Origin of the sequence: Zhongshania aquatica (genome assembly GCF_027257955.1) — a bacterium.
GTDB classification, from domain to species: Bacteria; Pseudomonadota; Gammaproteobacteria; order Pseudomonadales; family Spongiibacteraceae; genus Spongiibacter; species Spongiibacter aquatica.
This window is the reverse complement of the sequence record NZ_JANZNQ010000021.1, coordinates 20,258-41,147: the sequence shown is the minus strand read 5'-3', so window position 1 is coordinate 41,147 and position 20,890 is coordinate 20,258. Positions and strand designations below refer to the sequence as shown.

Annotated in this window: 24 protein-coding genes; 12 read left to right on the top strand and 12 right to left on the bottom strand. The window is 50.7% G+C overall.

Annotated features, from left to right (window positions below; translation table 11 throughout):
- Nucleotides 1-278: 278 nt before the first annotated feature.
- The 7 genes from O9X78_RS16955 to O9X78_RS16925 form a co-directional block, all read right to left on the bottom strand.
- Nucleotides 279-563: a hypothetical protein gene (locus tag O9X78_RS16955; protein WP_269620896.1), complete on the bottom strand. Its 285-nt coding sequence runs from the start codon at nt 561-563 to the stop codon at nt 279-281.
- 10 nt (nt 564-573) lie between these two features.
- The gene (locus O9X78_RS16950; protein ID WP_269620895.1) at nt 574-1,143 is read right to left on the bottom strand and encodes a YdbT family protein; all 570 of its coding nucleotides are present in this window, start codon (nt 1,141-1,143) and stop codon (nt 574-576) included.
- Nucleotides 1,144-1,147: 4 nt separating this feature from the next.
- Nucleotides 1,148-1,555: a hypothetical protein gene (locus tag O9X78_RS16945; RefSeq protein WP_269620894.1), complete on the bottom strand. Its 408-nt coding sequence runs from the start codon at nt 1,553-1,555 to the stop codon at nt 1,148-1,150.
- A 7-nt stretch (nt 1,556-1,562) separates the two neighbouring features.
- A complete protein-coding gene (locus O9X78_RS16940) occupies nt 1,563-1,838 on the bottom strand; it encodes a hypothetical protein (RefSeq protein ID WP_269620893.1) in 276 nt (91 codons plus the stop codon).
- Between the two features lie 104 nt (nt 1,839-1,942).
- Entirely contained in the window at nt 1,943-2,482 is a 540-nt protein-coding gene (locus O9X78_RS16935; RefSeq protein WP_269620892.1) for a hypothetical protein, read from the bottom strand.
- A gap of 426 nt (nt 2,483-2,908) precedes the next feature.
- Nucleotides 2,909-3,283 carry a hypothetical protein gene (locus O9X78_RS16930; protein ID WP_269620891.1) on the bottom strand — a complete coding sequence of 125 codons (375 nt, stop codon included), beginning with the start codon at nt 3,281-3,283 and terminating at the stop codon, nt 2,909-2,911.
- A 336-nt stretch (nt 3,284-3,619) separates the two neighbouring features.
- Nucleotides 3,620-4,696: a DNA-binding protein gene (locus O9X78_RS16925; RefSeq protein WP_269620890.1), complete on the bottom strand. Its 1,077-nt coding sequence runs from the start codon at nt 4,694-4,696 to the stop codon at nt 3,620-3,622.
- 206 nt (nt 4,697-4,902) lie between these two features.
- Between O9X78_RS16925 and O9X78_RS16920 the strand changes: the two genes are divergently transcribed.
- The 8 genes from O9X78_RS16920 to O9X78_RS16885 all read left to right on the top strand — a co-directional run bounded on the left by O9X78_RS16920 (nt 4,903) and on the right by O9X78_RS16885 (nt 12,890).
- Entirely contained in the window at nt 4,903-5,925 is a 1,023-nt protein-coding gene (locus O9X78_RS16920) for a tyrosine-type recombinase/integrase (RefSeq protein ID WP_008284241.1), read from the top strand.
- Between the two features lie 2 nt (nt 5,926-5,927).
- Nucleotides 5,928-6,314, top strand: a complete 387-nt coding sequence (merR, locus tag O9X78_RS16915) for a mercury resistance transcriptional regulator MerR (RefSeq protein ID WP_008284391.1) — start codon at nt 5,928-5,930, stop codon at nt 6,312-6,314.
- A gap of 94 nt (nt 6,315-6,408) precedes the next feature.
- On the top strand, nt 6,409-6,756 hold the full coding sequence (locus O9X78_RS16910) for a mercuric transporter MerT family protein (protein WP_269620889.1): 348 nt from the start codon (nt 6,409-6,411) through the stop codon (nt 6,754-6,756).
- Nucleotides 6,757-6,812: 56 nt separating this feature from the next.
- Nucleotides 6,813-7,088 carry a mercury resistance system periplasmic binding protein MerP gene (gene merP / locus O9X78_RS16905; protein ID WP_269620888.1) on the top strand — a complete coding sequence of 92 codons (276 nt, stop codon included), beginning with the start codon at nt 6,813-6,815 and terminating at the stop codon, nt 7,086-7,088.
- A gap of 3 nt (nt 7,089-7,091) precedes the next feature.
- Complete coding sequence (gene merC / locus O9X78_RS16900) at nt 7,092-7,511, top strand: organomercurial transporter MerC (RefSeq protein WP_435056065.1); 420 nt, start codon at nt 7,092-7,094, stop codon at nt 7,509-7,511.
- A 37-nt stretch (nt 7,512-7,548) separates the two neighbouring features.
- Nucleotides 7,549-9,216 carry a mercury(II) reductase gene (gene merA / locus O9X78_RS16895; protein WP_269620887.1) on the top strand — a complete coding sequence of 556 codons (1,668 nt, stop codon included), beginning with the start codon at nt 7,549-7,551 and terminating at the stop codon, nt 9,214-9,216.
- A gap of 12 nt (nt 9,217-9,228) precedes the next feature.
- Nucleotides 9,229-9,786, top strand: coding sequence for a hypothetical protein (locus O9X78_RS16890; protein ID WP_269620886.1), 558 nt, complete (start codon nt 9,229-9,231; stop codon nt 9,784-9,786).
- A gap of 116 nt (nt 9,787-9,902) precedes the next feature.
- Complete coding sequence (locus tag O9X78_RS16885) at nt 9,903-12,890, top strand: Tn3 family transposase (protein WP_269620885.1); 2,988 nt, start codon at nt 9,903-9,905, stop codon at nt 12,888-12,890.
- A gap of 63 nt (nt 12,891-12,953) precedes the next feature.
- On the opposite strand, the gene O9X78_RS16880 is transcribed toward O9X78_RS16885, so the two are convergent.
- The 4 genes from O9X78_RS16880 to O9X78_RS16865 form a co-directional block, all read right to left on the bottom strand.
- Nucleotides 12,954-14,006 (bottom strand): c-type cytochrome, encoded by a 1,053-nt coding sequence (locus O9X78_RS16880; RefSeq protein ID WP_269620884.1) that lies wholly within the window; start codon nt 14,004-14,006, stop codon nt 12,954-12,956.
- Between the two features lie 550 nt (nt 14,007-14,556).
- Entirely contained in the window at nt 14,557-14,667 is a 111-nt protein-coding gene (locus O9X78_RS16875; protein WP_269620883.1) for a MerR family DNA-binding transcriptional regulator, read from the bottom strand.
- Nucleotides 14,645-16,102: a Cu(+)/Ag(+) sensor histidine kinase gene (locus tag O9X78_RS16870; RefSeq protein ID WP_269620882.1), complete on the bottom strand. Its 1,458-nt coding sequence runs from the start codon at nt 16,100-16,102 to the stop codon at nt 14,645-14,647. Before O9X78_RS16870 ends, O9X78_RS16875 begins: the two co-directional genes overlap by 23 nt.
- The gene (locus tag O9X78_RS16865) at nt 16,089-16,781 is read right to left on the bottom strand and encodes a heavy metal response regulator transcription factor (RefSeq protein WP_269620881.1); all 693 of its coding nucleotides are present in this window, start codon (nt 16,779-16,781) and stop codon (nt 16,089-16,091) included. Before O9X78_RS16865 ends, O9X78_RS16870 begins: the two co-directional genes overlap by 14 nt.
- Before the next feature lie 196 nt (nt 16,782-16,977).
- Between O9X78_RS16865 and O9X78_RS16860 the strand changes: the two genes are divergently transcribed.
- The 4 genes from O9X78_RS16860 to O9X78_RS16845 are packed head-to-tail and all read left to right on the top strand — an operon-like array spanning nt 16,978 to nt 20,610.
- Nucleotides 16,978-18,822 (top strand): copper resistance system multicopper oxidase, encoded by a 1,845-nt coding sequence (locus tag O9X78_RS16860; RefSeq protein WP_269620880.1) that lies wholly within the window; start codon nt 16,978-16,980, stop codon nt 18,820-18,822.
- Nucleotides 18,819-19,664, top strand: coding sequence for a copper resistance protein B (locus O9X78_RS16855; RefSeq protein ID WP_269620879.1), 846 nt, complete (start codon nt 18,819-18,821; stop codon nt 19,662-19,664). Before O9X78_RS16860 ends, O9X78_RS16855 begins: the two co-directional genes overlap by 4 nt.
- Before the next feature lie 52 nt (nt 19,665-19,716).
- Nucleotides 19,717-20,010: a hypothetical protein gene (locus O9X78_RS16850; protein WP_269620878.1), complete on the top strand. Its 294-nt coding sequence runs from the start codon at nt 19,717-19,719 to the stop codon at nt 20,008-20,010.
- 18 nt (nt 20,011-20,028) lie between these two features.
- A complete protein-coding gene (locus tag O9X78_RS16845) occupies nt 20,029-20,610 on the top strand; it encodes a c-type cytochrome (protein ID WP_047012810.1) in 582 nt (193 codons plus the stop codon).
- A 24-nt stretch (nt 20,611-20,634) separates the two neighbouring features.
- Here the strand turns inward: O9X78_RS16845 and O9X78_RS16840 are convergent, their stop codons facing one another.
- Nucleotides 20,635-20,889 carry a DUF5676 family membrane protein gene (locus O9X78_RS16840; RefSeq protein ID WP_022960193.1) on the bottom strand — a complete coding sequence of 85 codons (255 nt, stop codon included), beginning with the start codon at nt 20,887-20,889 and terminating at the stop codon, nt 20,635-20,637.
- Nucleotide 20,890: the final 1 nt, after the last annotated feature.

Here is a 20,890-nt window from a genome sequence, read left to right as displayed (position 1 = left end):
GACTTAGCTTTGCCTCAAGTTTAAGGCGGAGAATTTCTTTGATATGTCGCATTGCTAATCTCGTGTTTGGCATCGTCATCCCGGCGCAAAAGCGGCAAGGATAACGTGCAGTACAGGATGAATTTCAGTGCATGAGGTGGTGTGGAAAATGATGGTGATCAGTCATTGCGGCAACCTGATCACCCGTTGCGATAAGTCCCGTAAAGTGATCACTTTGAATCGCAATGAGTGATCACGTTCGTTCGCGACAGGTGATCACGTTGCGTCGCAGGCGGTGATCAGGTTGGGCCGGAATACGCAGGTGTGGCATCCACTATATAAGGAATGCCTATCTTTTGTTCTTGGAAGGCCATGTCATGCCGAGTTCTCTCCATACCTATTGCAAGGAGTAGGCGTTGAAGTACCGGATTGTCGGTGTCCAAACCGTCGCCAAAGATCGCCTTAACCTCCTCGATACTCACATTCGGTGCCGTGTCAGCCGGGCTTGAGGCATAAAGATTAGTCGAAGCTGCTGATATTGATGCGGCTAATATTCCCTTAGTGATGAAGTTGCGAAAAGTCATACCATATTCCTTAATCTGAAAAGTATCCCCGACGCTCTACCTTCAACTCTCTCCACACAGGGAGGAACTGTTCAACGACCAGGTTGCGGTTGCGTATCGCCCGGATCTTGATAGTAGGTTGGTCGTTGTCAGAGGTTTCCATGACGATCGATGCAAGGCCAAACAATGCAAGAAGTCCTGCAGGGGGACTTTTCACGTCCTTCACGTCGCTGATTTCGCAGAATAGCTCTTGCCTGAAAATCTTGGTGATGCCCCTAACTTCTTTAATTTTGTTGTGTGTAATAGTGGTATGCGTGTACCGGATTGCTAGATAGGCGTAGAGCATGCTAGTTACAGCTACGACCTGAACACCGGTTGTTGACCAAGAAATAATAAGATCCACAATCGGAGGGTACTGTGTAGCCATTCCATCGTCCCACATGGACTTGAAAATAAGAATGGCTATCGAGATACCACCCCACCACAGGAAAGTAGGAAGATTGACGATTTGAGAAGGCTTCCCTTCCCATAGTATTGTTTCATCCGTGTATTCAGCGCTTTTCGGCGCACCGGTCTCTTCTTTCGCGTCTGGATCACTCATCGTTTCAGGCTGCTTTAGTTAGGTTTAGTAGGGTTATAACCGCATCGGCCGGGTCGAAATAATAGTCTCGTTTTTGGGAGAAAAACTGAGGGAGGAAGCGGCAATTGACTAGAACAAAGTGATGGTCAACGCTACATCCTTCTGGTGTTTGGATTTCCTGATCTTCTTGTTGATCAACCAGTATCAGCCGGTCAACTGTTTGGCTCGACTGAATAATTTGATTGATTATGCGGGAAGGTGCTGAGGCAAGATGTAAATTGTCGAGCACTACTGTCTGCGCAGGATTTCCTAGGGATATTTCATCCCGGCCCTTACACTCATAAAGAGTGTATGAGTGGAATGCCTCCAAGACACCGTAGATGAGCCTATCTGGGTACTCGCCAGGAGCATCTGTGACTCTCAAAATCTGCATAGAACACCTATGGCTGACCAAGAAGTGGGTTGTCGTCGGTCGTTTCATGATGAAGTAGAACTGGGTGATCGCTGGTTTGGCGATCGGAGAGGCGCCCGGAATAGATCTCAATCAGTCGGATCAGGTTAATCCCCTCTTCAGCCGCTAAGGCGACCATTTCGTGGTATGCGTCGGACGGTGAACTGGACAGGGTTTCGAGCTGATAGCGCTTTAAATCGCTGGAGAATACGTCAGCGTTGTATATTTTTTTCCGCCTTCCATTGCTGAACCGCCCCTGTATCACCACTTAGAACCTCGATATCTGAATTTGAGTGCTGTGGTGATAGTACAAAAGCTAGGATCGGAATTGGGTAAGATTGGGGCATAGAGCCGTGCCCCAATTTTGGCTTAGCAAGAGGCGACAAACTCCTCAGTGATGTGCAACTGGTACATCAAATTCGCTGCTGAGGCCAAGCGCCGTGGGTCTTTCAACCAGTCTTTTAATTCACCTCGACGGGCGACACCCCGGAGATTGTCCGCAATAGACGACGAAATGCAGGGGTTCAGGCTGGCGTAGGCGTCAAGTTTTGAGAGATCCATTGCAGCCAATACGCGCTCAAGCTCTGCCCGGCCACGGCTAAGTACAATTTTGTCATGCCTAAATAGTACAGAAATTGGCATCGCATCGACCAAAATTCGAGCTACGAACAGCATTGAAGACTTGCCTCTCGCTATGTACTCAAAAAGCAACACCGAGAAAATGAGGAGGAGTATCTCACCGGGCAACAAGCCGGCACTGTCAGCATGATTGGCGATCAGCAGGAGTGAGCCATTAAAAGTGAAGAATAGAGCTAGCGATGCGACCAGGCTCAACATCCTTGCGCGGGATGACGAGAGCCCCTTAAAAGTGACCGCATCGATATTAATTTTCAGAGAGTTGTTAATCACAGGAACCATCCTTTTGCTGTCTGTTTCAGATAGCATTACACGGCTTTTCTAACCAGCAACCCCTCCCGAGCGTTTTATTTTAGACGGATTGTATCGGTGTTAGGCGCGATCCAGTTTCATCCCTTGAGGAATCCCAATATGAAAGCCACCTTAATACTGAATCTTCCCAGCCATCCACAGCATTGCAAAACCAGTCTTGGCCATAAGGGTTTGTCCCACAAATATGACCATCCTCACTCCGTAGGCTTAGCCAGCATCCATTGCTAAAAGTGACAAAACGGCCTTTCGACTCTTCGATTTGTTTACGTAAAAGAACGTTTCCTTCGGTTTGAACTTCCTTAAAACGATTGCCCATTCTTAGTACATCCTTGACATATTTATATTGAGGCTCCCTTGTTCTGGATTGTCACTTTGACTAGCGGATAACTACGCCTTTTCAGTTTGCTTATCAACATTACGGCCAAGAAGAAAAAAGCAAAGCGATGCTGAGCCAACGAGACCGACGATCAAATCAAATGCTAGCGCGGTGTTACTATAAATGGTGACAGTAGTTATTTTGAGCAAGAGCAAAGTAAATAACCAACTGCCAATAGATGCTGCGATGCCGGAGAAAATAAGCAAAACGCTTCGATGTGCCTCGCCTCCATTATTGAATGAATAAATTCCTGCTAGAAGACCAACTATGGAGCCGCTAAGCATTGCATAAACGACGTCTCCAATGTCGATTTTTACAACAAGAAAGACAAGAATAACAATAACCATAAGGGCAAGACTCGCGGCACCCCAAATAAAACTCTGCATTTCATTCTCCACTGTTCGATATGATCGGTTTCGGTACAAAAGGAATTATATTCTGATGCGATATGTCGATTCACCCATAAGATGTCCGCTTTGGACATCTTATGGTAGAAACCCGCGATGGCCAATTTATGGTAAATCAGTTTCTGTCTGGCGCAAGGAAAGTCGGCTGCTGGTAATAAGCAATATTGCCATGCGCAAGGAGTGTCGGTAGTTGGTAAAAAGCGGACGGACGAAAGCCCATACTGAGGTCCGGCCGGTAAAAGCGTTGGAATTAGCCACTTCGCATATAACATATTGATTAATATAGTTTTTAGGACAAAAGTTTTACTAAAGCCTTTATCGCGACAGTGACTCCTGAAGCTGCTTAAACTGCCCCTGAATCACTGCTTTTTCCTGAAGAATCATCTTGTTCTCATCGAATAGAACTCCCACTCTATTCTGAGCGGCTATCATATCCGTTTTAGTGGCCTCCAATGCTTGGGATAGCACGGTCACTTGCTTATCGACGTCTGCTTTCTGGCTGGTGAGCGCGGCAATATTATCCACCAATTGTTCGCTTTTATGCTGCTGCTCCCGACTTTTTACCGAGGCGTCGTTAAGTTGATGCTCCAAGTTCTGGATATCGACCACTTGCCTATCTAGGGTGCTTTTGTGCATCGCATTGGCCTTTTCGAGCTCATGCGTTTGTCGTTGTAAGTGCGCATTAGTGTCTATCAGCTCGGACGCTCTTGACTCGGCTTGGATGAGCCGGTGTTGCAGGTCTTGAATCTGGTGTTGCAGGTCTTGAATCTGGTCTTTCAGGCCCTGGTTAACCACATGGAATTGCTCGCGTTCCTGCTGCCGATCTTCGGCGGTGCGTTGCTGGTAGTGTTCAAAGTGATCACGAATATCCTTATTTTCCTGCTTGATTTCTGCAACGCTTTCCTTTAATTCAGCAGTTCGTGAAAGAGCTTCGTCGCGTTGAGCCTCTGCCGTTGCTAGCTTAATGCGTACCTCTTCCAGAGACTTGCCTTGCAGGGCTTTTGCTTCGGTAATTTGCGATAGCTGGGCGTTCACATCCTGTTGGCGGTCGGTAAGCTGCACAATGCTATTACGGGCCTCAGTCAATTCTTTTCGGAGTTCCTCATTCGATGCCTTGAATTCGTTGCGGGATTGCGCAATGCGCTGGTCGGCCATCTGCTGAACTCGTTCATGCAAGGCTTTTACTACCTCGACGAGATCATTCGGCAGTCCGCTCACATCGGCCAACTCCCCATTATCTGACCGCCAGCGCTTGAGCAGCGGAGCTATGGTGCTTTTGCTGCCGGTACCCAAGTGCTCACGAACACGATCCACCGTAGGTTCCTGATTCTGGATTTTGATAGCCTCTGCGGCTTTCGAGACATCGTAGTAAGTGATTCCGGCGCGAGCCATGACAGTTTTCCCCGGTGATTATATCGTAACGTATTACATAAAACGTAATATAACATAATATAGTAACTTCTATTCAGCTCATAAAAATTAAATAGTAACCTTCGATAATGAATGTTATCGTTTGTTAAAGCAGAGAGACTTAAATTGTGGGCTTGTAACACCAGTACAGAATGGCCTTTTCAGCGCATCCAAGAAGATTCCTATTTATGAACAGTAAATTGCCAAAAACCGTCACTGAACTGTCGTTACGTAATGAGCATTCAAGCTTGGTTGCACGCCGAGAAGCCGAGTCGCTGCAGCAATATCTTCAGGCAGCAACTTCCGACAACACTCGAAAAGCCTACCGCTCGGCCATTCGGCAGTTTGAAAAATGGGGTGGCCGCCTGCCTACGGATCGGGACACGGTGGTGCGCTACCTGCTGGCCAGGGCCGAATCGCTAAACCCCAGGACCCTGGATCTGCACCTCACGGCGATCAGCCAGTGGCACCATTTTCAGGCGCTGCCTGATCCGGTCCGCGATCCTTTAGTGCGTAAAACTATGGATGGCATCCGACGCACGCATGGCCAGCCCAAGCGCAAAGCCAAGGCGCTGCGACTAGAGCACATTGCGCAGATGGTGAAGCATCTACAGCAACTGCATGACAGCAAGAAGAAGTATCGGGATATCGCGCTGGTGTTAACGGGTTTTTTTGGTGCCTTTCGTCGTAGTGAATTGGTGGCCATTAAAACCAGTGATCTGATGTGGGAGCCTGAAGGGCTTCTCATCAAATTGCCTCGATCCAAGACCGATCAGCAAGCCACAGGCTTAGTACGGGCCTTGCCTTTTGGTGCTCCAGGCTGCTGTCCTGCTACGGCCTTGAGGGACTGGATAGAATTGGGTGGCATAAATGAAGGTCCGATTTTTCGCCCCATTAACCGCTGGGATAAGGTTCAGCCGAAAGCGCTGAATCCCGGTGCCATTAATGAATTACTCAAGAGTTTGGGTAGCGCCTGTCAGTTCGATTTCGTACCTGAACTGAGCAGCCATAGCTTCCGGCGCGGCCTGTCTACGTCGGCAGCTCGAGAGCGAATTGATTTTGAGTTGATTAAAAAACAAGGAGGATGGAAGAGCGATGCTACCGTCTGGGAGTACATTGAAGAAGGACAGCAACTCTCCAATAACGCTACCCATATATTGATGGAGAAAATGGCGGTTCTTATCGATACCATTAATGTAAACGGGATGTAAGCATGACACGAACCATCAGTAAAGTTGCCGAAGAACTGGCTATCAATATAGAAACTGTACGTTTTTATGAGCGTCGCGGCTTGATACAGCAACCACCAAAACCTGAACTGGGTTACCGCCATTATCCCGATGAAACAGTGAACCGCATTCGTTTCATTAAGCGGGCGCAAGAGTTGGGGTTTACCCTGGAAGAGATCGCCAACCTGCTCAGCTTGAATGACCGCCCATGTGCTCAGGTGCAGGAACTGGCCGAATATAAACTCAGCGCCGTCAAAGAAAAAATGGCTGACTTACGTCGCCTTGAGAAAGCGCTCAAGGTCTTACTCGCACAGTGCCACAGTAATGATGATGACAGCCACTGTCCCATCATCGATTCCCTGCAGCCATAAAAAAATTTTACCCGGGCACCACGAAAACGCTTGACTCCGTACATTGGTACGGCAATTACACTTGCTCCATACGCTGAAATCAGAGGAGTAAGTCGTGTCCCAGAAAGAGTCCAATCTACCCATTATTGGCGGCGTGATTGCCGCTATTGGCGCTGGCCTCTGCTGCGCTGGTCCTTTCGTCTTGTTGCTGCTAGGCGTGAGTGGTTCCTGGATTGGTAATTTAACCTTGTTAGAACCGTACCGCCCCATTTTTATCCTGCTGGTATTGGCTTTATTTAGTTTTGCGGGCTGGAAAGTCTATCGCCCCGTCGAAGCCTGTAAACCCGGCACAGCCTGTTCGGTACCGCAAGTGCGAAAACGTCGGCAGCTCATTTTTTGGTTAACCGCACTGACGGCATTGGCGTTAGTTACCAGTAATTATTGGATTGTTTGGTTCGCTTGATCACTCATTTTAACAGCTTACTTTTATTAATTACTTATACGTTACTGGAGAACCTGATGAAGAAAATTGCCTTGTTGTCTTTGCTAGCCTTGACCAGCCTGACTGCTTTTGCCGCGCCGCAAACGGTTACCCTGGAAGTGCCCACCATGAACTGTGTGACTTGCCCATTTACGGTCAAAAAGGCCTTACAAAATGTTGATGGTGTGAGTAAAGCTGAAGTCACCTTTAAAACCAAATTGGCGGTAGTCACCTTCGATGACGAAAAAACCACAGTAAAAGCACTGACCGAAGCCACCACTAACGCGGGTTATCCGTCTACGATCAAGGAGTAAAGCATGGAAATGCTAATGCGGTTACTGACCCGTTTCGGCGATAAGATTAGCTCATTGGGCGCACTGGTTTCCGCCATGGGCTGCGCCATGTGTTTCCCGGCCATCGCCAGCCTCGGCGCTGCGGTCGGACTGGGTTTTCTCAGCCAATGGGAAGGTCTGTTTGTTAACACGCTATTACCCCTGTTTGCCGGGATAGCCCTGGTACTCAACGGACTTGGCTGGTTCAGTCACCGGCAATGGCACCGCAGTGCGCTCGGTATGACAGGTCCGGTATTGCTACTGCTGTCGCTTTATGCCTGGTTTCAATATGGCTGGAGCAGCTATGTAACCTATTCAGCATTAGGCCTGATGGTTGCCGTATCGCTTTGGGATATTTTTTCACCCGCGAATAAACGCTGTGATGATGACAGTTGCGCGGTTTAACCCGACGCAATGCCTGACTGCTATTTGAGGACAGAGAATGATTTTACTATCGATAGAAGGGATGACCTGCCCAAGTTGCGTCGCCCACGTTAAAGAAGCGCTTGATGCAATCGAAGGCGTGAATAATGTTGAAGTATCTTATGAAAACGCCAGTGCAACGATCACTGCAAATGATGGAGTCAGCGTAAACGATCTTATCGGCGCGATTGAAGCCCTGGGTTATACCGCAAAAGAAACCCCCTTAGCGGAAAACACGGCACCGAACGCCTGTTATGATAACGAAAATATAAGCAACACAGAAAGCCACAGGTCTCAACATGTGGCGATTATCGGTTCTGGTTCCGGCGCTTTTGCCTGTGCCATCAAAGCCGCTGAAGGTGGTGCCAAGGTCACCCTCATCGAAGGTGCTGATGTCATAGGTGGTTGTTGTGTCAATGTCGGCTGCGTGCCCTCAAAAATTCTGATCCGCGCCGCACAATTGGCTCAACAGCAACGCAACAATCCCTTTGTCGGACTGGAAAATCATTCGCCCCAGCTGAGTCGCGCCTTGTTGGCCCAGCAGCAGACTGCTCGGGTCGAAGAACTGCGAGCTGCAAAGTACCAGAATATTCTGGAGACCAACCCTGCGCTTAGTTTACTTAAAGGCTGGGCACAATTTAAAAATGCGAACACCCTGACAGTCAGAAAAAATGATGGGTCTGAGCAGGAGGTTCACGCCGATAAAATCCTGATTGCCACCGGTTCCATGCCAACCATTCCTCCTATTGATGGATTAACTGAAACGCCTTATTGGACCTCTACCGAAGCGCTGTTTGCCCAGGAATTGCCGCAGCACCTGGTCGTGATTGGCTCGTCGGTCGTAGCACTCGAAATTGCTCAGGCTTATCGGCGTCTAGGTAGTGAAGTCACCGTATTGGCAAGACATACATTGCTTTATCGGGAAGATCCCTTGCTGGGTGAAAAACTGACCGGCTGTTTTGAAAAAGAAGGCATTCGTGTTTTAGACAATACGCAAGCCACCAAGGTGACCCACGATGGAAACCAATTTACGTTGGAAACTAACGCGGGCGAACTGCGCTGTGATCGTTTGCTGGTGAGCACCGGGCGACACGCCAATACCAGCAAACTCAATATGGACGCAGTGGGTGTCACAACCAATAAAAAAGGCGAAATCGTGGTTAACGAGCGCATGGAAACGAATGTTCCCGGTATTTACGCCGCCGGTGACTGCTGCAACATGCCGCAATTCGTCTATGTCGCCGCGGCCGCCGGTAGCCGCGCCGGTATCAATATGACGGGTGGAGACGCCGAACTGGATCTGTCCACCATGCCCGCCGTGATTTTCACCGACCCTCAAGTGGCCACCGTTGGACTCACGGAAGAACAAGCCAATACGCAAGGTATTGAAACCGACAGCCGCGTGTTGGATATGGAAAACGTGCCGCGCGCACTGGCTAATTTTGAAACCGATGGTTTTATCAAGCTGGTCGTTGAGAAGGCCAGTGGTCGCCTGATCGGTTCGCAAATTCTGGCCCATGAGGGCGGCGAACTGATCCAGAGTGCAGCTTTAGCCATCCGCAACCGTATGACGGTGACCGAATTAGCCGACCAGCTTTTCCCCTACCTGACCATGGTGGAAGGCTTAAAGCTCTGCGCGCAAACCTTTAACAAGAATGTCAAAGAACTCTCCTGCTGCGCCGGATAAGTAGGTAAACCAATGAACGCGATAGCTGAGAGCACTATAAAACGCCTTTGGTCACTTGTGCTGTATGCATTTCGAATATCGGTTCAGGATTCTCATTCAAAATGGCGCACTGCGATCATCTTTAGTCTATTTCTAATTGCTCATTTAGTGGTTCTGCCAGCGCATGCTCTGGGTTCCGACATTGGTTTGCGTTCTTTTTCACATCTTAATCTGAAAATAGCGTTATTTGCGTTTCTGTTCGCTACGCTGGAGAGCGTGCTCATCAATTTATGGGTTCAACTGATACGCCAGAAAAACCGTTGTAGAACGGCACCGGCGGCGGGCGGTATAGTTATCGGGATGGTAAGCCCGCTCTTATGTTGTACTCCGCTATTGCCGACCATCTTAAGTTTTGCCGCCATCCTGTTTCCCTCCACCGTTTCGGGGATGGGTCTCAAAATTCAGTATGCGGTCAATGTGTATCAAACTGAACTGTTGTTGTTGGCGTTGCTCTTGCTGCTGGGTGCGATCGCTCAAAATGCTTGGTATCTCAATTCAGGCCACCCAATGGCAGGCCATAACAAGAAATAAAGCCAAGAAAACCAATTACGGTTAATCTGGGAACCCCTGAATGACGACCAAAAACCCAATTACCCTAATGCGACGCCTTTACACAACAATGCACCTGTTAGAGAAAATTTAAGACAATGGCCGCCATTTATCAAACAGCCTATCCACGAATCAAGGCTGATATTACCGAAGGCGAGCTAGGCGATATCTACACACCAACGCCAGAAGATCAGGAGTTTGCATTACGTCACTGTAAACGAACCAGCGCGGCCTTTTTGGGGCTTCTGGTTCAGCTAAAAATCACACAACGATTGGGTCGGTTCATCAGCTTGGGTGAAATTCCAAAGGTAATTATCGCGCACATCAAATCCCACTGTCGTTCACGGGCCACTATTCAGAATCTGAACGCCTACTATGCGTCTGGATCGAAGGATCGTCATGTCAAACTGATACGACAGCATCTCAACATCAACGCCTATGACGCGACCAAAACGTCTGAGCTGGCGCAGTCCTGGGCATTGGAAGCAGCGACCACCAAGGAAGCACTGCCGGATATCATCAATGTCACGCTGGAATACCTGGTCAAGGAGCGGTACGAATTGCCAGCGTTCAGCGTACTTGAGCGCATATGCCAAACCGCCAGAGCTGAAGTTAACACCCGGTATTACGATCAATTGTGTGAATTTTTGACGGCTGAGAGTCGCCAGTGCATCACTGATATTCTCCGTTCCAGCACTGGGACGAATGGTTTTGGCTGGAGCACGCTGAAAAATGAACCGAAACGCCCAACTCCTCGCAATATCCATGCGTACATCCATTACCTGGAATGGCTGACCTCCCTGCAAACACTTCTGCCCGCGGATTTGGGGTTGCCGCCGGTGAAACACCAGCAGTTTATCGACGAGGCCAAGGCCCTGGATTACGCCGAATTGATGAAGTTGAAACTGAACAAGCGACTCGCGCTCGTCATCGTTTTAATCCGACACCAATACGCACGAACTTTGGATAATGCCGCTGATATTTTTATCAAACTACTGTTAAAAATGGATCGCTCGGCGCAAAAGCTGTTAGAGAAATACCTTGCTGACCACCAGAAGCAAACCGATCATTTGATTTCTGTGCTGACTGGAACGGTCAAGGTGTATTTGGATAAACCTGAGTCGGTATCAGCGTTTGATCCAGTACTGGGAAAGAACAGCAATCAGTTACTGCAAATGTGCGAACACTACATGGCCTTCGCGGGTAACAACTATTTACCGTTCATGGTTCAACTCTACAAAAAGCAGCGTTCAACGTTGTTTCGCACCATTGAAATACTCAATCTGGCATCGGCCACGGAAGACAAGGATCTGCTGAATGCGTTTCAGTTTATTTTGAAACACAAACAACGGCGCGCCGAGTTCCTGTCCATTCAAAGTGATCCCAACGATCCGTCCTCCAAAAATGTCATCAACATTCGCTGGATTCGCGAAAGCTGGTGGAAATTGGTCACAGGAAAATCGACTAAATCCGCGCAAGTCACCGAGGTCAATAAAACCTGTTTTGAGCTGTGTGTGTTTGAACGGATCGCCGAAGAACTGAGTACCGGTGACTTGTTTATTCCCTACAGTGAAACCTTCGATGATTACCGGGAGCAAATGATCACTTGGGAAGAGTATGAAGCGCAGTTGCCTACCTATTGCGAGGAGGTCGGGCTTGTCGCCGGTGATACTGAATTTGCAAGAACGCTGAAGGAGTCCATGGAAACGAGCTGTCAGAAAGCTGATAGCCAATTTCCGGACGATGAACTGGTCCGCATAGAAAACGGAAACCTGATTATCGGTAAACCGAAACCCGATCAACCCTCACCAGAAGTCGAAGAGATTGGAGCGCTATTGCGCGATCGCTTGGACAAGATCAACCTGCTCGATGTGATCATTAATGTCGAAAAGTGGCTGAATCTAAATAAGCATTTTGGACCGTTGTCGGGCTTTGAATCACGCATCAGCGATCCTGTGTTACGTTTTGTCCTCACCGTATTTTGTTACGGCACTAATATCGGCCCTACGGAAACTGTGCGATCCGTGCAGGGTGTTTCTCGCAAGCAAGTCGCCTGGCTTAACTTAAAGCGCACCACGGAAGCCCGCCTCGATAAAGCGATTGCGAAGATCAACAGCGAGTACAAGAAATACCGGCTCATTGAGTGTTGGGGTTCGGGCAACAGTGTGTCCGCCGATGGCAAGTTATGGGATCTCTACGAAGATAATTTACTATCGGAATACCATATTCGTTACGGTAGCTATGGCGGCATTGCCTACTACCATGTCTCGGATACCTACATTGCATTGTTCAGCCGGTTTATCCCTTGCGGTGTCTACGAGGCGATTTATATCCTGGACGGCCTGCTCAACGACGAATCAGATTTTAATCCGGACACTGTTCACGGGGATACACAGGCGCAATCAACACCGGTGTTTGGCTTGGCGTTCCTGCTTGGCATCAAGCTCATGCCGCGTATCAGGAATATCAAAGATCTCAGCTTCTACAAGCCTGACCGCGCCATGGTGCTTAAGCATATTCAGTCGCTGTTCAAAGAGCCAATTAAGTGGGACCTTATTGAAAAACACTATGCGGATATGATGCGAACGGCCATGTCCGTTAAAGCAGGAAAAATTACTGCCTCGACAATCCTGCGCCGGTTCGGCACTAAGAACCGGAAAAACAAGCTTTACTTTGCGTTCCGCGAACTTGGGCGAGTGGTCAGAACCATGTTCTTGCTCGAATACATCACCGATGTTGATCTACGCAAAACGATCCAGGCAGCGACCTGTAAGAGTGAAGAGTTCAATGAGTTTGCTCGTTGGTTGTTCTTTGCGAATGCCGGAAAAATCCCCGCTAACCTAAAGCATGAGCAAAGCAAAATCGTGAAATACAATCATTTGCTGGCTAACTTCACAATCCTATACAACGTGAATGCGATGACTGAAGTGTTCAATCAGTTGAAATCGGAAGGGCACAATATCACCCGCGAACTTATGGCCGCATTCTCACCTTACCATACTGAGCACTTAGGCAGATTGGGAAGCTTTGAGCTGGATTTGACCAAGCAGGTCAAACCTATGTCATTTGAGCTGTTGGTTGACTAAGTCTTTATTATTCAGTCAGTTATACTCGAAGTGGCTAATTTCAACACTTTTACCGGCCGGACCTCAGGTAGATTCCGAAAGCAATCGATCCGCATCATCCAACCTTGCCAGCGTCCGGCTCACAGCGCTTTCCACCTCACCCGGGGACTGTGCCTGCTTCAATAATTGCCTTATCGCCATCATATCGGCTTCGAGCGTCTGGCGAAGTGCTTTATCCTGCGCATCCAGGCTGTTTTCGACCAATTCAAAGCCATCCAGATAAGCACTGACCGCCAGTGCTTGTGCTGTCTGATAATCGCCGCGCTGGTGCTGGTGCGCCTCTTGTGCTAGCAGCAGTTGGTCGCGGGTGATTTTCAGAGGATTGGTCGTTTCCTGGAATAACAGTTCTGGCTTTGCGCGCAACCGTTCGATCCCCTTCTGCGTCATCTCCGGATGTTCTGCAGCGAGTTGCACCGGCGTGTGGTTAACCATCTGTGACAAGGTGACGCTGGGTGCCTCGCCTGTAACTTCAGAGCCGGATTGGAATGCCAATCCGCCGACATGGAACGCCAGCGACCAGCGTTCCTCTTCCGTCAGTTGGGTAAATGCCGGCATTGCGGTATCGTCTATGCCATTGGAGATGGCGTCGTACAGGCCCAGAAGTGACCGGTTCAAGGCTCGCTCTTTGCTGGTGAAATCGGTTGGAGCGGGCTCCAGCTGTTCGGCCATCACACCATCGCCCCCACCGGCTGCGCCATGGCAAGAAGCGCACTGGCTCTCATACAACCCTTTGACGGTCGCTTTCGACAACAGATGATCCGGCAGGGACGACTGCGGCATCAGTGCCAACAACGTACCCCGCAGGCTGCCGCTCATTTGCCGAATTGTTTCAATAGCCTGTTTGTTCTGGATGGCTTCCTGTAAAGCCTTGGCCTGATCTGTCAGGTCGCCAGCGTCGGCTGATTTATCCTGAATCTCAGAAATATTCGTCACGATGAGCTGGGAGAACTCCAGCATTTCCTGATATTCACCGTCATTGACCACCTGCCCATCCCTGACGGCTTCCATGTAATCCACAGCAATGTATTCGGCCAGCTGAGCCAATTGACGCATCTGAGCGAAGCCGTCATCACTCATTTCCGCCTGACTGGTCGCTGGAAGCAAACACGATAAGCCCAGCAGTAGTACTGAGACATTCAGAACAAATAGCTTCGGGCTTATAAAACGGTATATCCAGTGTGCCTGCATTAACGGGATCTCAATTTGATTTGTTGCTAATGATAATTGATCTCAATACTAATCCCTATGGTAGCTATAGAGTCAAGTGTGTGACTGGTTTGTTGGCATTCCTGACAACACGGCTCCTGTCGGCACACGGGATATCCTTCTGCCTCCATTGAGCTGCTCTCATAACCAGTCGTACCCGCAGTCCGGGGCCGTGCAGAATGGCATTACGGTGCGTATCTTCTGTCGGAGCAACCTCACGCATCGCACTCCTCTTGCGTTTGTACACTGGACTGGTTGAGATACACCAGCATGATCATCCTGATCTTCACGGCGACCCCGGACAATGCGATTCTCTAGGCGCCAACAGATTATCGATTTCTTACAAAGTGGATCCTAGCTCTTGGGCTCATTTCATGAAGAAGACCCGCTTCAGAGTGGCTTTTGGGTTGGTGCGGTATCCTTAAGCTGGCTTTAGCGGCTGTTCGATAAGCCCGAGGCGTTCGTAATAACGAATAGTTTCGACACTGACCCGAGCTGCTTGCGCCAGTTTACCGACGGTCAGTTGACTCATCTCTTTCACCGGTAGCGCTCACCTCTGCATCAGCCATGCTGGGTAAGCTGATCGTGAAACGCGTAACGTCGCGCTCGGAGATCACCTTGATATTCCCCTCATGAGCTTCGACTATGGACTTGACGATAGCCAGTCCCAAGCCCGCACCTTCGCTTTGGCGTTGTCGGGAGGGATCGATCCGGTAAAACCGGTCGAAAATCCTGGGCAAATGCTCGGCTGGAATTTCCGGCCCCGGATTCTGTACGTTGAGTAACGCCCCACCCTCGCCCGATGAATCCAGCCGGATCAGCACACTTGCCCCCGCAGGCGCATGACGTAGGGCATTGGACAGCAGATTGGATAATGCACGACGCAGCATGCCGCGATCACCCAGTATAATTAGCGCCTTTCCCTCCAATACCAATTCGATGTGTTTTTCCTCCGCCAAGGCCTCGAAAAAATCGAACAGCTCGCGCACTTCCCGGGCCAGATCGAGCGGTTCCCAGACAGGCTTGAGCAGGCCGTGCTCGCTTTGGGCCAGCCAGAGCATGTCGTTAACCATCTTGGTCAGGCGCTCCTGTTCTTCCAGATTTGAATACAACAGTTCGCGATATTCTTCCAGGCTTCTGGACTTCCCCAAACCCACCTGGGTCTGTGTGATCAGATTGGTCAGAGGTGTGCGCAATTCGTGGGCGATATCGGCGGAGAAATGGGATAGTCGAACAAAGCTGTCTTCCAAGCGGCCAATCATATGGTTGAACGAATCAACCAGCGTTTTCAGCTCCGCCGGCACGGTATTGGGGTCGAGACGCACATGCAGCCGATCTACCTGGACATCACCCATAGACTCACTCAGAGCACGTATTGGCGCATGCCCCTGATGCACGCCATACCAGGCCGCCAGGAGAGTGATGGCCCCTGCCGCCACCATGATCAACCACAAACTACGACGAAAATTTTCCAAAAAATGGATGTGGAAATCCATATCGATGGCAGCAACGATGCGATAATCCTGGCCCGCGATGCGGGTATGAGTGATAGTGCCACGGTAGGTTTTGCCGTCAGTTTGCCAGGTGTAAATCTTGTCTACCTGAATACGGCTCACAGGAGAATAGGCGTTTGCTTGTGGCAAAGGTCCACCTTCCTCAGGACCATAGACCAAACGTCCCGCATCATCCCAGACTTGAAAGTAGACACCATGGTGACCAGAAACAGCTCGCGCAAGGGCGCCCTCCGGAGCCGAGTCCTGATCTTTCGCCGATTGTAGAGCGTCTTCAACAGCACGAGTAATCACCACCAACTCGTCGGCATCCTGTTCAGCAAAATGGCGCTCTACTTCATTCAGCACAAGATAACCGATCATCAGCAAACTGAAACCGATAGCCATCGCGACAAACAGCATCACCCGGCTGTTGAGTGACAGTGGTCGTCTCCGGACGAGACTAACTTTCGTCATGGTCGTCCTCGACCTCCAACTTGTAACCCATGCCGCGCACAGTGTGAATCAGCTTGGGTTGATAATCGTCATCGATTTTTGCCCTTAGGCGACGTATGGCCACGTCAATGACATTGGTGTCGGAATCGAAGTTCATGTCCCACACCTGGGAGGCGATCAAGGAGCGCGGTAATACTTCGCCCTGTCGCCGGACCAACAGCTCCAGCAAACAAAACTCCTTGTGGCTTAGATTGATCTTGCGGCCGGCGCGCGTGGCCCGGTGGCGCGGCAAATCCAGGGTGAGGTCGGCAACTTTGATCTGATCGGTCATCACCGGCACCGTACTACGGCGTAACAGCGTGCGCACCCGGGCCAGCAGCTCGGCAAAGGCGAAGGGCTTGACCAGGTAATCGTCAGCCCCCAGCTCGAGGCCCTTAACGCGGTCATCCACGCTGTCGCGGGCGGTTAGGAACAGTACGGGTGTCTGACGTCCAGCCTCGCGTAGTGACTGCACAATGCGCCAGCCGTCGACGTCCGGCAACATGACATCCAGCACCAGCAAATCAAAGGTCTCTGTCATCGCCAAATGATGGCCGTCGAGGCCATTGCGCACTAACGTGACCAGAAAGCCCGACTCGGTCAGTCCCTGCTGTAAATAATCGCCGGTCTTGATTTCGTCTTCGACCACTAATAGCCGCATCGTTGCACTGCTCCGTATTTTCAGAATGGAGTGTCAGAATGGTTTGGAAACAGCCTAAACCTGGCTAACCCACAAGAAGATGACGACTAGATTACAACTTTGTCATTTTTAAGTCATGCGGGTGACAGGCTCGGCTCGCTAGTATGCGGAGTCAGAACGTGTAACAACCATCACTTATCCCAAAAGAGATTGCCTCATGACCCATGGTTTCCCCAGACCCAAACAACCCTGGCAACTAGGTCGCCGCCGCTTTGTACAGGGCCTGGCAGCCGGTGGCGTGCTGGCCGCCACACCGTCCTGGGTGCAGTCGGCCGTAAAAGGATCGACTGCTCTGGGCTCAGCACCAGTGCTCAGCGGACGAGAAATCGATCTGGTGATTGCCGAAACACCCGTCAATTTTACCGGTGTCACGCGCATGGCGACCACCATCAACGGCTCCATTCCGGCACCGACGCTACGGTTGCGCGAGGGCGATGAAGTCACCATCCGCGTCACTAATCGTTTGCCGGTCGCCACCTCCATTCACTGGCACGGGATATTGCTGCCCTATGAAATGGATGGTGTACCCGGCATCAGCTTCAATGGAATTGCCCCGGGAGAAACCTTTGTTTATCGCTTTACACTTAGGCAGAGCGGCACCTACTGGTACCACAGCCACTCCGGCTTTCAGGAGATGACTGGTATGTACGGCGCCCTGATTATTGAACCACGGGCGGGTGAAAGACACCGCGCTGACCAGGATTACGTGGTACAGCTTTCCGACTGGACCGACGAAGACCCGATGCGCGCCTTCAGCAAACTGAAAGTGCAAAGCGATGTCTATAACTTCAACCAGCCCACCTTTTTCGATTTCACAGCCGATGTCTCCAAGCTGGGCTTGCAGGCGGCACTGGAAAAGCGCCAGATGTGGAATCAGATGCGCATGAATCCGACCGATTTGGCGGATCTGTCGGCAGCCACCCTCACCTTCCTGATGAATGGCACCACCCCGGCGGGCAATTGGAGCGGGTTGTTCCAGCGCGGTGATCGTGTACGGCTTCGTTTTATCAATGCCACCAGCAACAGCTTTTACGACGTCCGTGTTCCCGGTTTGCAGCTAACGGTGATCCAGGCGGATGGTCAGGATGTTGAGCCAGTCACTGTGGATGAATTCCGCTTTGGCCCCGGCGAAACCTACGATGTCATGGTCGAACCTCGGGACGATGCCTACACAATTTTTGCCCAGAGCATCGATCGCAGCGGCTATGCCCGCGGCACCCTGACCGTGCGGCAAGGCTTAACCGCGCCAGTGCCAGAACCCGATCCGGTCGAGTGGTTGACCATGGCGGACATGATGGGGGCTATGAGTCATAGCACGGGTCACGAAGGTATGAATCAGGGGTCCATGAATATGGGTACCATGGATCATTCCCAAATGCATGGCGGCATGGCCATGGACCACAGTATGCACGGAACGCAAAACGGCGCAGACCACCAGCTTGCCAAACCCTCATCCACCATACGCCACGCCCGAACTGAATACGGCGCTTCGGTGGATATGCGAGTCGACACGCCGCGCACCAATCTCGACGACCCAGGTATTGGCCTGCGCAACCTAAGTCAGCGTGGGCTGCGCCCACAGGGCCACCGAGTGCTGACGCTGGCTGACCTGAAATCCATCGATGGTGTGCTGGATGACCGCCGCCCGCCCGCGAGGGAGCTGGAACTACATCTTACCGGCAATATGGAACGCTATAGCTGGTCTTTCGACGGACTTGAATTCGGTAAAAGCACACCGGTCTCTCTGCGTCATAATGAACGCGTTAGAATTATTCTACAAAACGACACCATGATGACCCATCCCATGCACTTACACGGTATGTGGAGTGAACTGGAAACCGACCAGGGTGAATTGCGAGTGCGCCGCCATACCATTCCCGTGCAACCAGCGCAGCGCATCAGCTACCTGACCACACCCCATGATCTGGGCCGCTGGGCCTGGCATTGCCACTTACTGTTTCATATGGATGCGGGCATGTTCCGCGAGGTGGTGGTGTCATGAAACTGAATACCATGAAATATCTAACAACACTGGTTTTTACTGTCGGTGCACTTCAAGTGAATACGGTACTGGCACAAATGGATCACGGCGAAATGCAAACGCAGGGCGGCAGCGCTCCTGCCAATGCCCGTGATCCCCATGCCTATTCCGACGGTTACACCTTGACCGAAGGGCCCTATGCACAACCGGGGCCACGGCAACTGAAACTGGCGGACGAACACGCCTTCTGGTCCGTTCTGAGTGATCGCCTTGAGTATCAGGAAGATAGCGATAGCACGGTTTACGATATCCAGGCCTGGTATGGCACCACCTACGACCGCTTTGTCATCAAAGCGGAGGGTGATATCGCAGACGGCACGCTGGAGGAGAGTTCAACCGACTTGTTGTGGGGCCATGCGCTTAATGCCTATTTCGACACGCAGCTCGGCGTTCGACTCGACCAGTATAACGAAGGTGAGGACCGTCAGTGGTTGGCATTCGGTGTACAAGGTCTGGCGCCCTACTGGTTTGAGCTGGATGTGACTGCCTATGTTGGCGACGACGGTCGGACCGCACTCTCTGCCGAGGCCGAGTACGAGTTGCTGCTGACACAGCGGCTCATTTTACAGCCCCGCGCGGAACTGAATCTGTATGGCAAGGATGATCTTGATAATAGATTGGGGTCGGGCCTCTCGGATCTCGCCTTGGGCTTGCGCCTGCGTTACGAATTCAGCCGTCAATTTTCTCCCTACATCGGTGTGGAATGGACAGACACCTATGGCGACACAGCCGATTACCGCCGCGCGGCAGGCCAAGATACGTCAGGCACCCAATTCGTCGCGGGACTGCGATTCTGGTTTTAACAATCACCAAGTTGATATAGAAACTTTTTAAACACCTATGAGGAACACCTTTATGAATATGAAAACACTAGCCACTATCATCGTGTTCTCCACACTGGGCATCGCTTTCTCAGCACAGGCCCATGAACCTAAAGAACATATGAAAGACGCTGAAAAACCGGATTGTGCAGCCATGAAAAATATGGATCACAGCAAGATGGATATGAATGATCCTGTGATGCAAGCCATGATGAAACAATGCATGAATGACACGCATAATAACGACTCTGAAAAGGATCAAGCGCAGGCTGATCATCAGGACAACGAAAAAAGCTCAGGCGAGCAACATTCAGAACACCAACACTGATCAACCCAAGGAGTTTTCATGTCGGCGCTCACCACCTTTATCAAGAGTCTGGTCATTACCGCTGTCATCGCGCTGGTGGGTGGTGGGCTGTTTCTCTATTCAGGTCTCTACCCCATGGGAGCCGATGTACCACACAATCGGCTGACCTACTGGCTGCTGGAAACCTTGCGTGAACGTTCAGTTGCACGTGCTGCCAGTGACATTAAGGTTCCTGGCGACCTAAACGCACCGGAGCGGTTACTGGCGGGTGGCGCCGACTACAATGATATGTGTGCGGGGTGCCATTTGAAGCCGGGCAAAACCGAAAGTGATTTCACCCTGGGACTGTATCCCGCTCCCCCTAATCTAACTCTAGCCGGCGATGAACATGGGCACGAACATACCGGCGACACCGAAAATGACGACGAGGCCATTAAGCGACAATTCTGGATTATTAAACACGGCATCAAGGCTTCGGGCATGCCCGCCTGGGGACCGGGGCATGACGATGAACGTATCTGGAACATGGTGGCGTTCCTGAAGCGATTGCCGGAATTGTCTCCCGACCAATACCAGATACTCACCGCACGTGGGCAAGACTCGGAAGGGCATGGTCACTGATATGGCACCTCATAATCCATCGGCTTACTGCAAGCGGTTGTAAATAGCCGCCAGCAACCACCCGGCGATACCCGCTGACACTGACCAAGCCACCAGTCCCACAACAACGCCAGTGAATGTCAAATGCCAACCCATCTCATTCAGTTGCATATGCACCATTTCCCCAGACATGGATAACATCATGGCGGGCATTAACATCACCAACAGGCTGCAAGCCAGCCACAGTATCGCCGCGGTAATCGCGCTGGCTATCCCGAATTTGAACGCATTAAGTGTCATG

Coding starts and splice junctions, on each gene's coding strand:
- O9X78_RS16945 (WP_269620894.1), bottom strand. CDS start 1,555: ATGCAGATTTTGAGAGTCACAGATGCTCCTGGCGAGTACCCAGATAGG.
- merR (WP_008284391.1), top strand. CDS start 5,928: ATGACACGAACCATCAGTAAAGTTGCCGAAGAACTGGCTATCAATATA.
- O9X78_RS16840 (WP_022960193.1), bottom strand. CDS start 20,889: ATGACACTTAATGCGTTCAAATTCGGGATAGCCAGCGCGATTACCGCG.
- O9X78_RS16950 (WP_269620895.1), bottom strand. CDS start 1,143: ATGAGTGATCCAGACGCGAAAGAAGAGACCGGTGCGCCGAAAAGCGCT.
- O9X78_RS16930 (WP_269620891.1), bottom strand. CDS start 3,283: ATGCAGAGTTTTATTTGGGGTGCCGCGAGTCTTGCCCTTATGGTTATT.
- O9X78_RS16855 (WP_269620879.1), top strand. CDS start 18,819: ATGAAACTGAATACCATGAAATATCTAACAACACTGGTTTTTACTGTC.
- O9X78_RS16880 (WP_269620884.1), bottom strand. CDS start 14,006: ATGAGTGATGACGGCTTCGCTCAGATGCGTCAATTGGCTCAGCTGGCC.
- O9X78_RS16955 (WP_269620896.1), bottom strand. CDS start 563: ATGACTTTTCGCAACTTCATCACTAAGGGAATATTAGCCGCATCAATA.
- O9X78_RS16885 (WP_269620885.1), top strand. CDS start 9,903: ATGGCCGCCATTTATCAAACAGCCTATCCACGAATCAAGGCTGATATT.
- O9X78_RS16865 (WP_269620881.1), bottom strand. CDS start 16,781: ATGCGGCTATTAGTGGTCGAAGACGAAATCAAGACCGGCGATTATTTA.
- merA (WP_269620887.1), top strand. CDS start 7,549: ATGATTTTACTATCGATAGAAGGGATGACCTGCCCAAGTTGCGTCGCC.
- O9X78_RS16920 (WP_008284241.1), top strand. CDS start 4,903: ATGAACAGTAAATTGCCAAAAACCGTCACTGAACTGTCGTTACGTAAT.
- O9X78_RS16860 (WP_269620880.1), top strand. CDS start 16,978: ATGACCCATGGTTTCCCCAGACCCAAACAACCCTGGCAACTAGGTCGC.
- merP (WP_269620888.1), top strand. CDS start 6,813: ATGAAGAAAATTGCCTTGTTGTCTTTGCTAGCCTTGACCAGCCTGACT.
- O9X78_RS16850 (WP_269620878.1), top strand. CDS start 19,717: ATGAATATGAAAACACTAGCCACTATCATCGTGTTCTCCACACTGGGC.
- O9X78_RS16890 (WP_269620886.1), top strand. CDS start 9,229: ATGAACGCGATAGCTGAGAGCACTATAAAACGCCTTTGGTCACTTGTG.
- merC (WP_435056065.1), top strand. CDS start 7,092: ATGGAAATGCTAATGCGGTTACTGACCCGTTTCGGCGATAAGATTAGC.
- O9X78_RS16870 (WP_269620882.1), bottom strand. CDS start 16,102: ATGACGAAAGTTAGTCTCGTCCGGAGACGACCACTGTCACTCAACAGC.
- O9X78_RS16875 (WP_269620883.1), bottom strand. CDS start 14,667: ATGAGTCAACTGACCGTCGGTAAACTGGCGCAAGCAGCTCGGGTCAGT.
- O9X78_RS16845 (WP_047012810.1), top strand. CDS start 20,029: ATGTCGGCGCTCACCACCTTTATCAAGAGTCTGGTCATTACCGCTGTC.
- O9X78_RS16925 (WP_269620890.1), bottom strand. CDS start 4,696: ATGGCTCGCGCCGGAATCACTTACTACGATGTCTCGAAAGCCGCAGAG.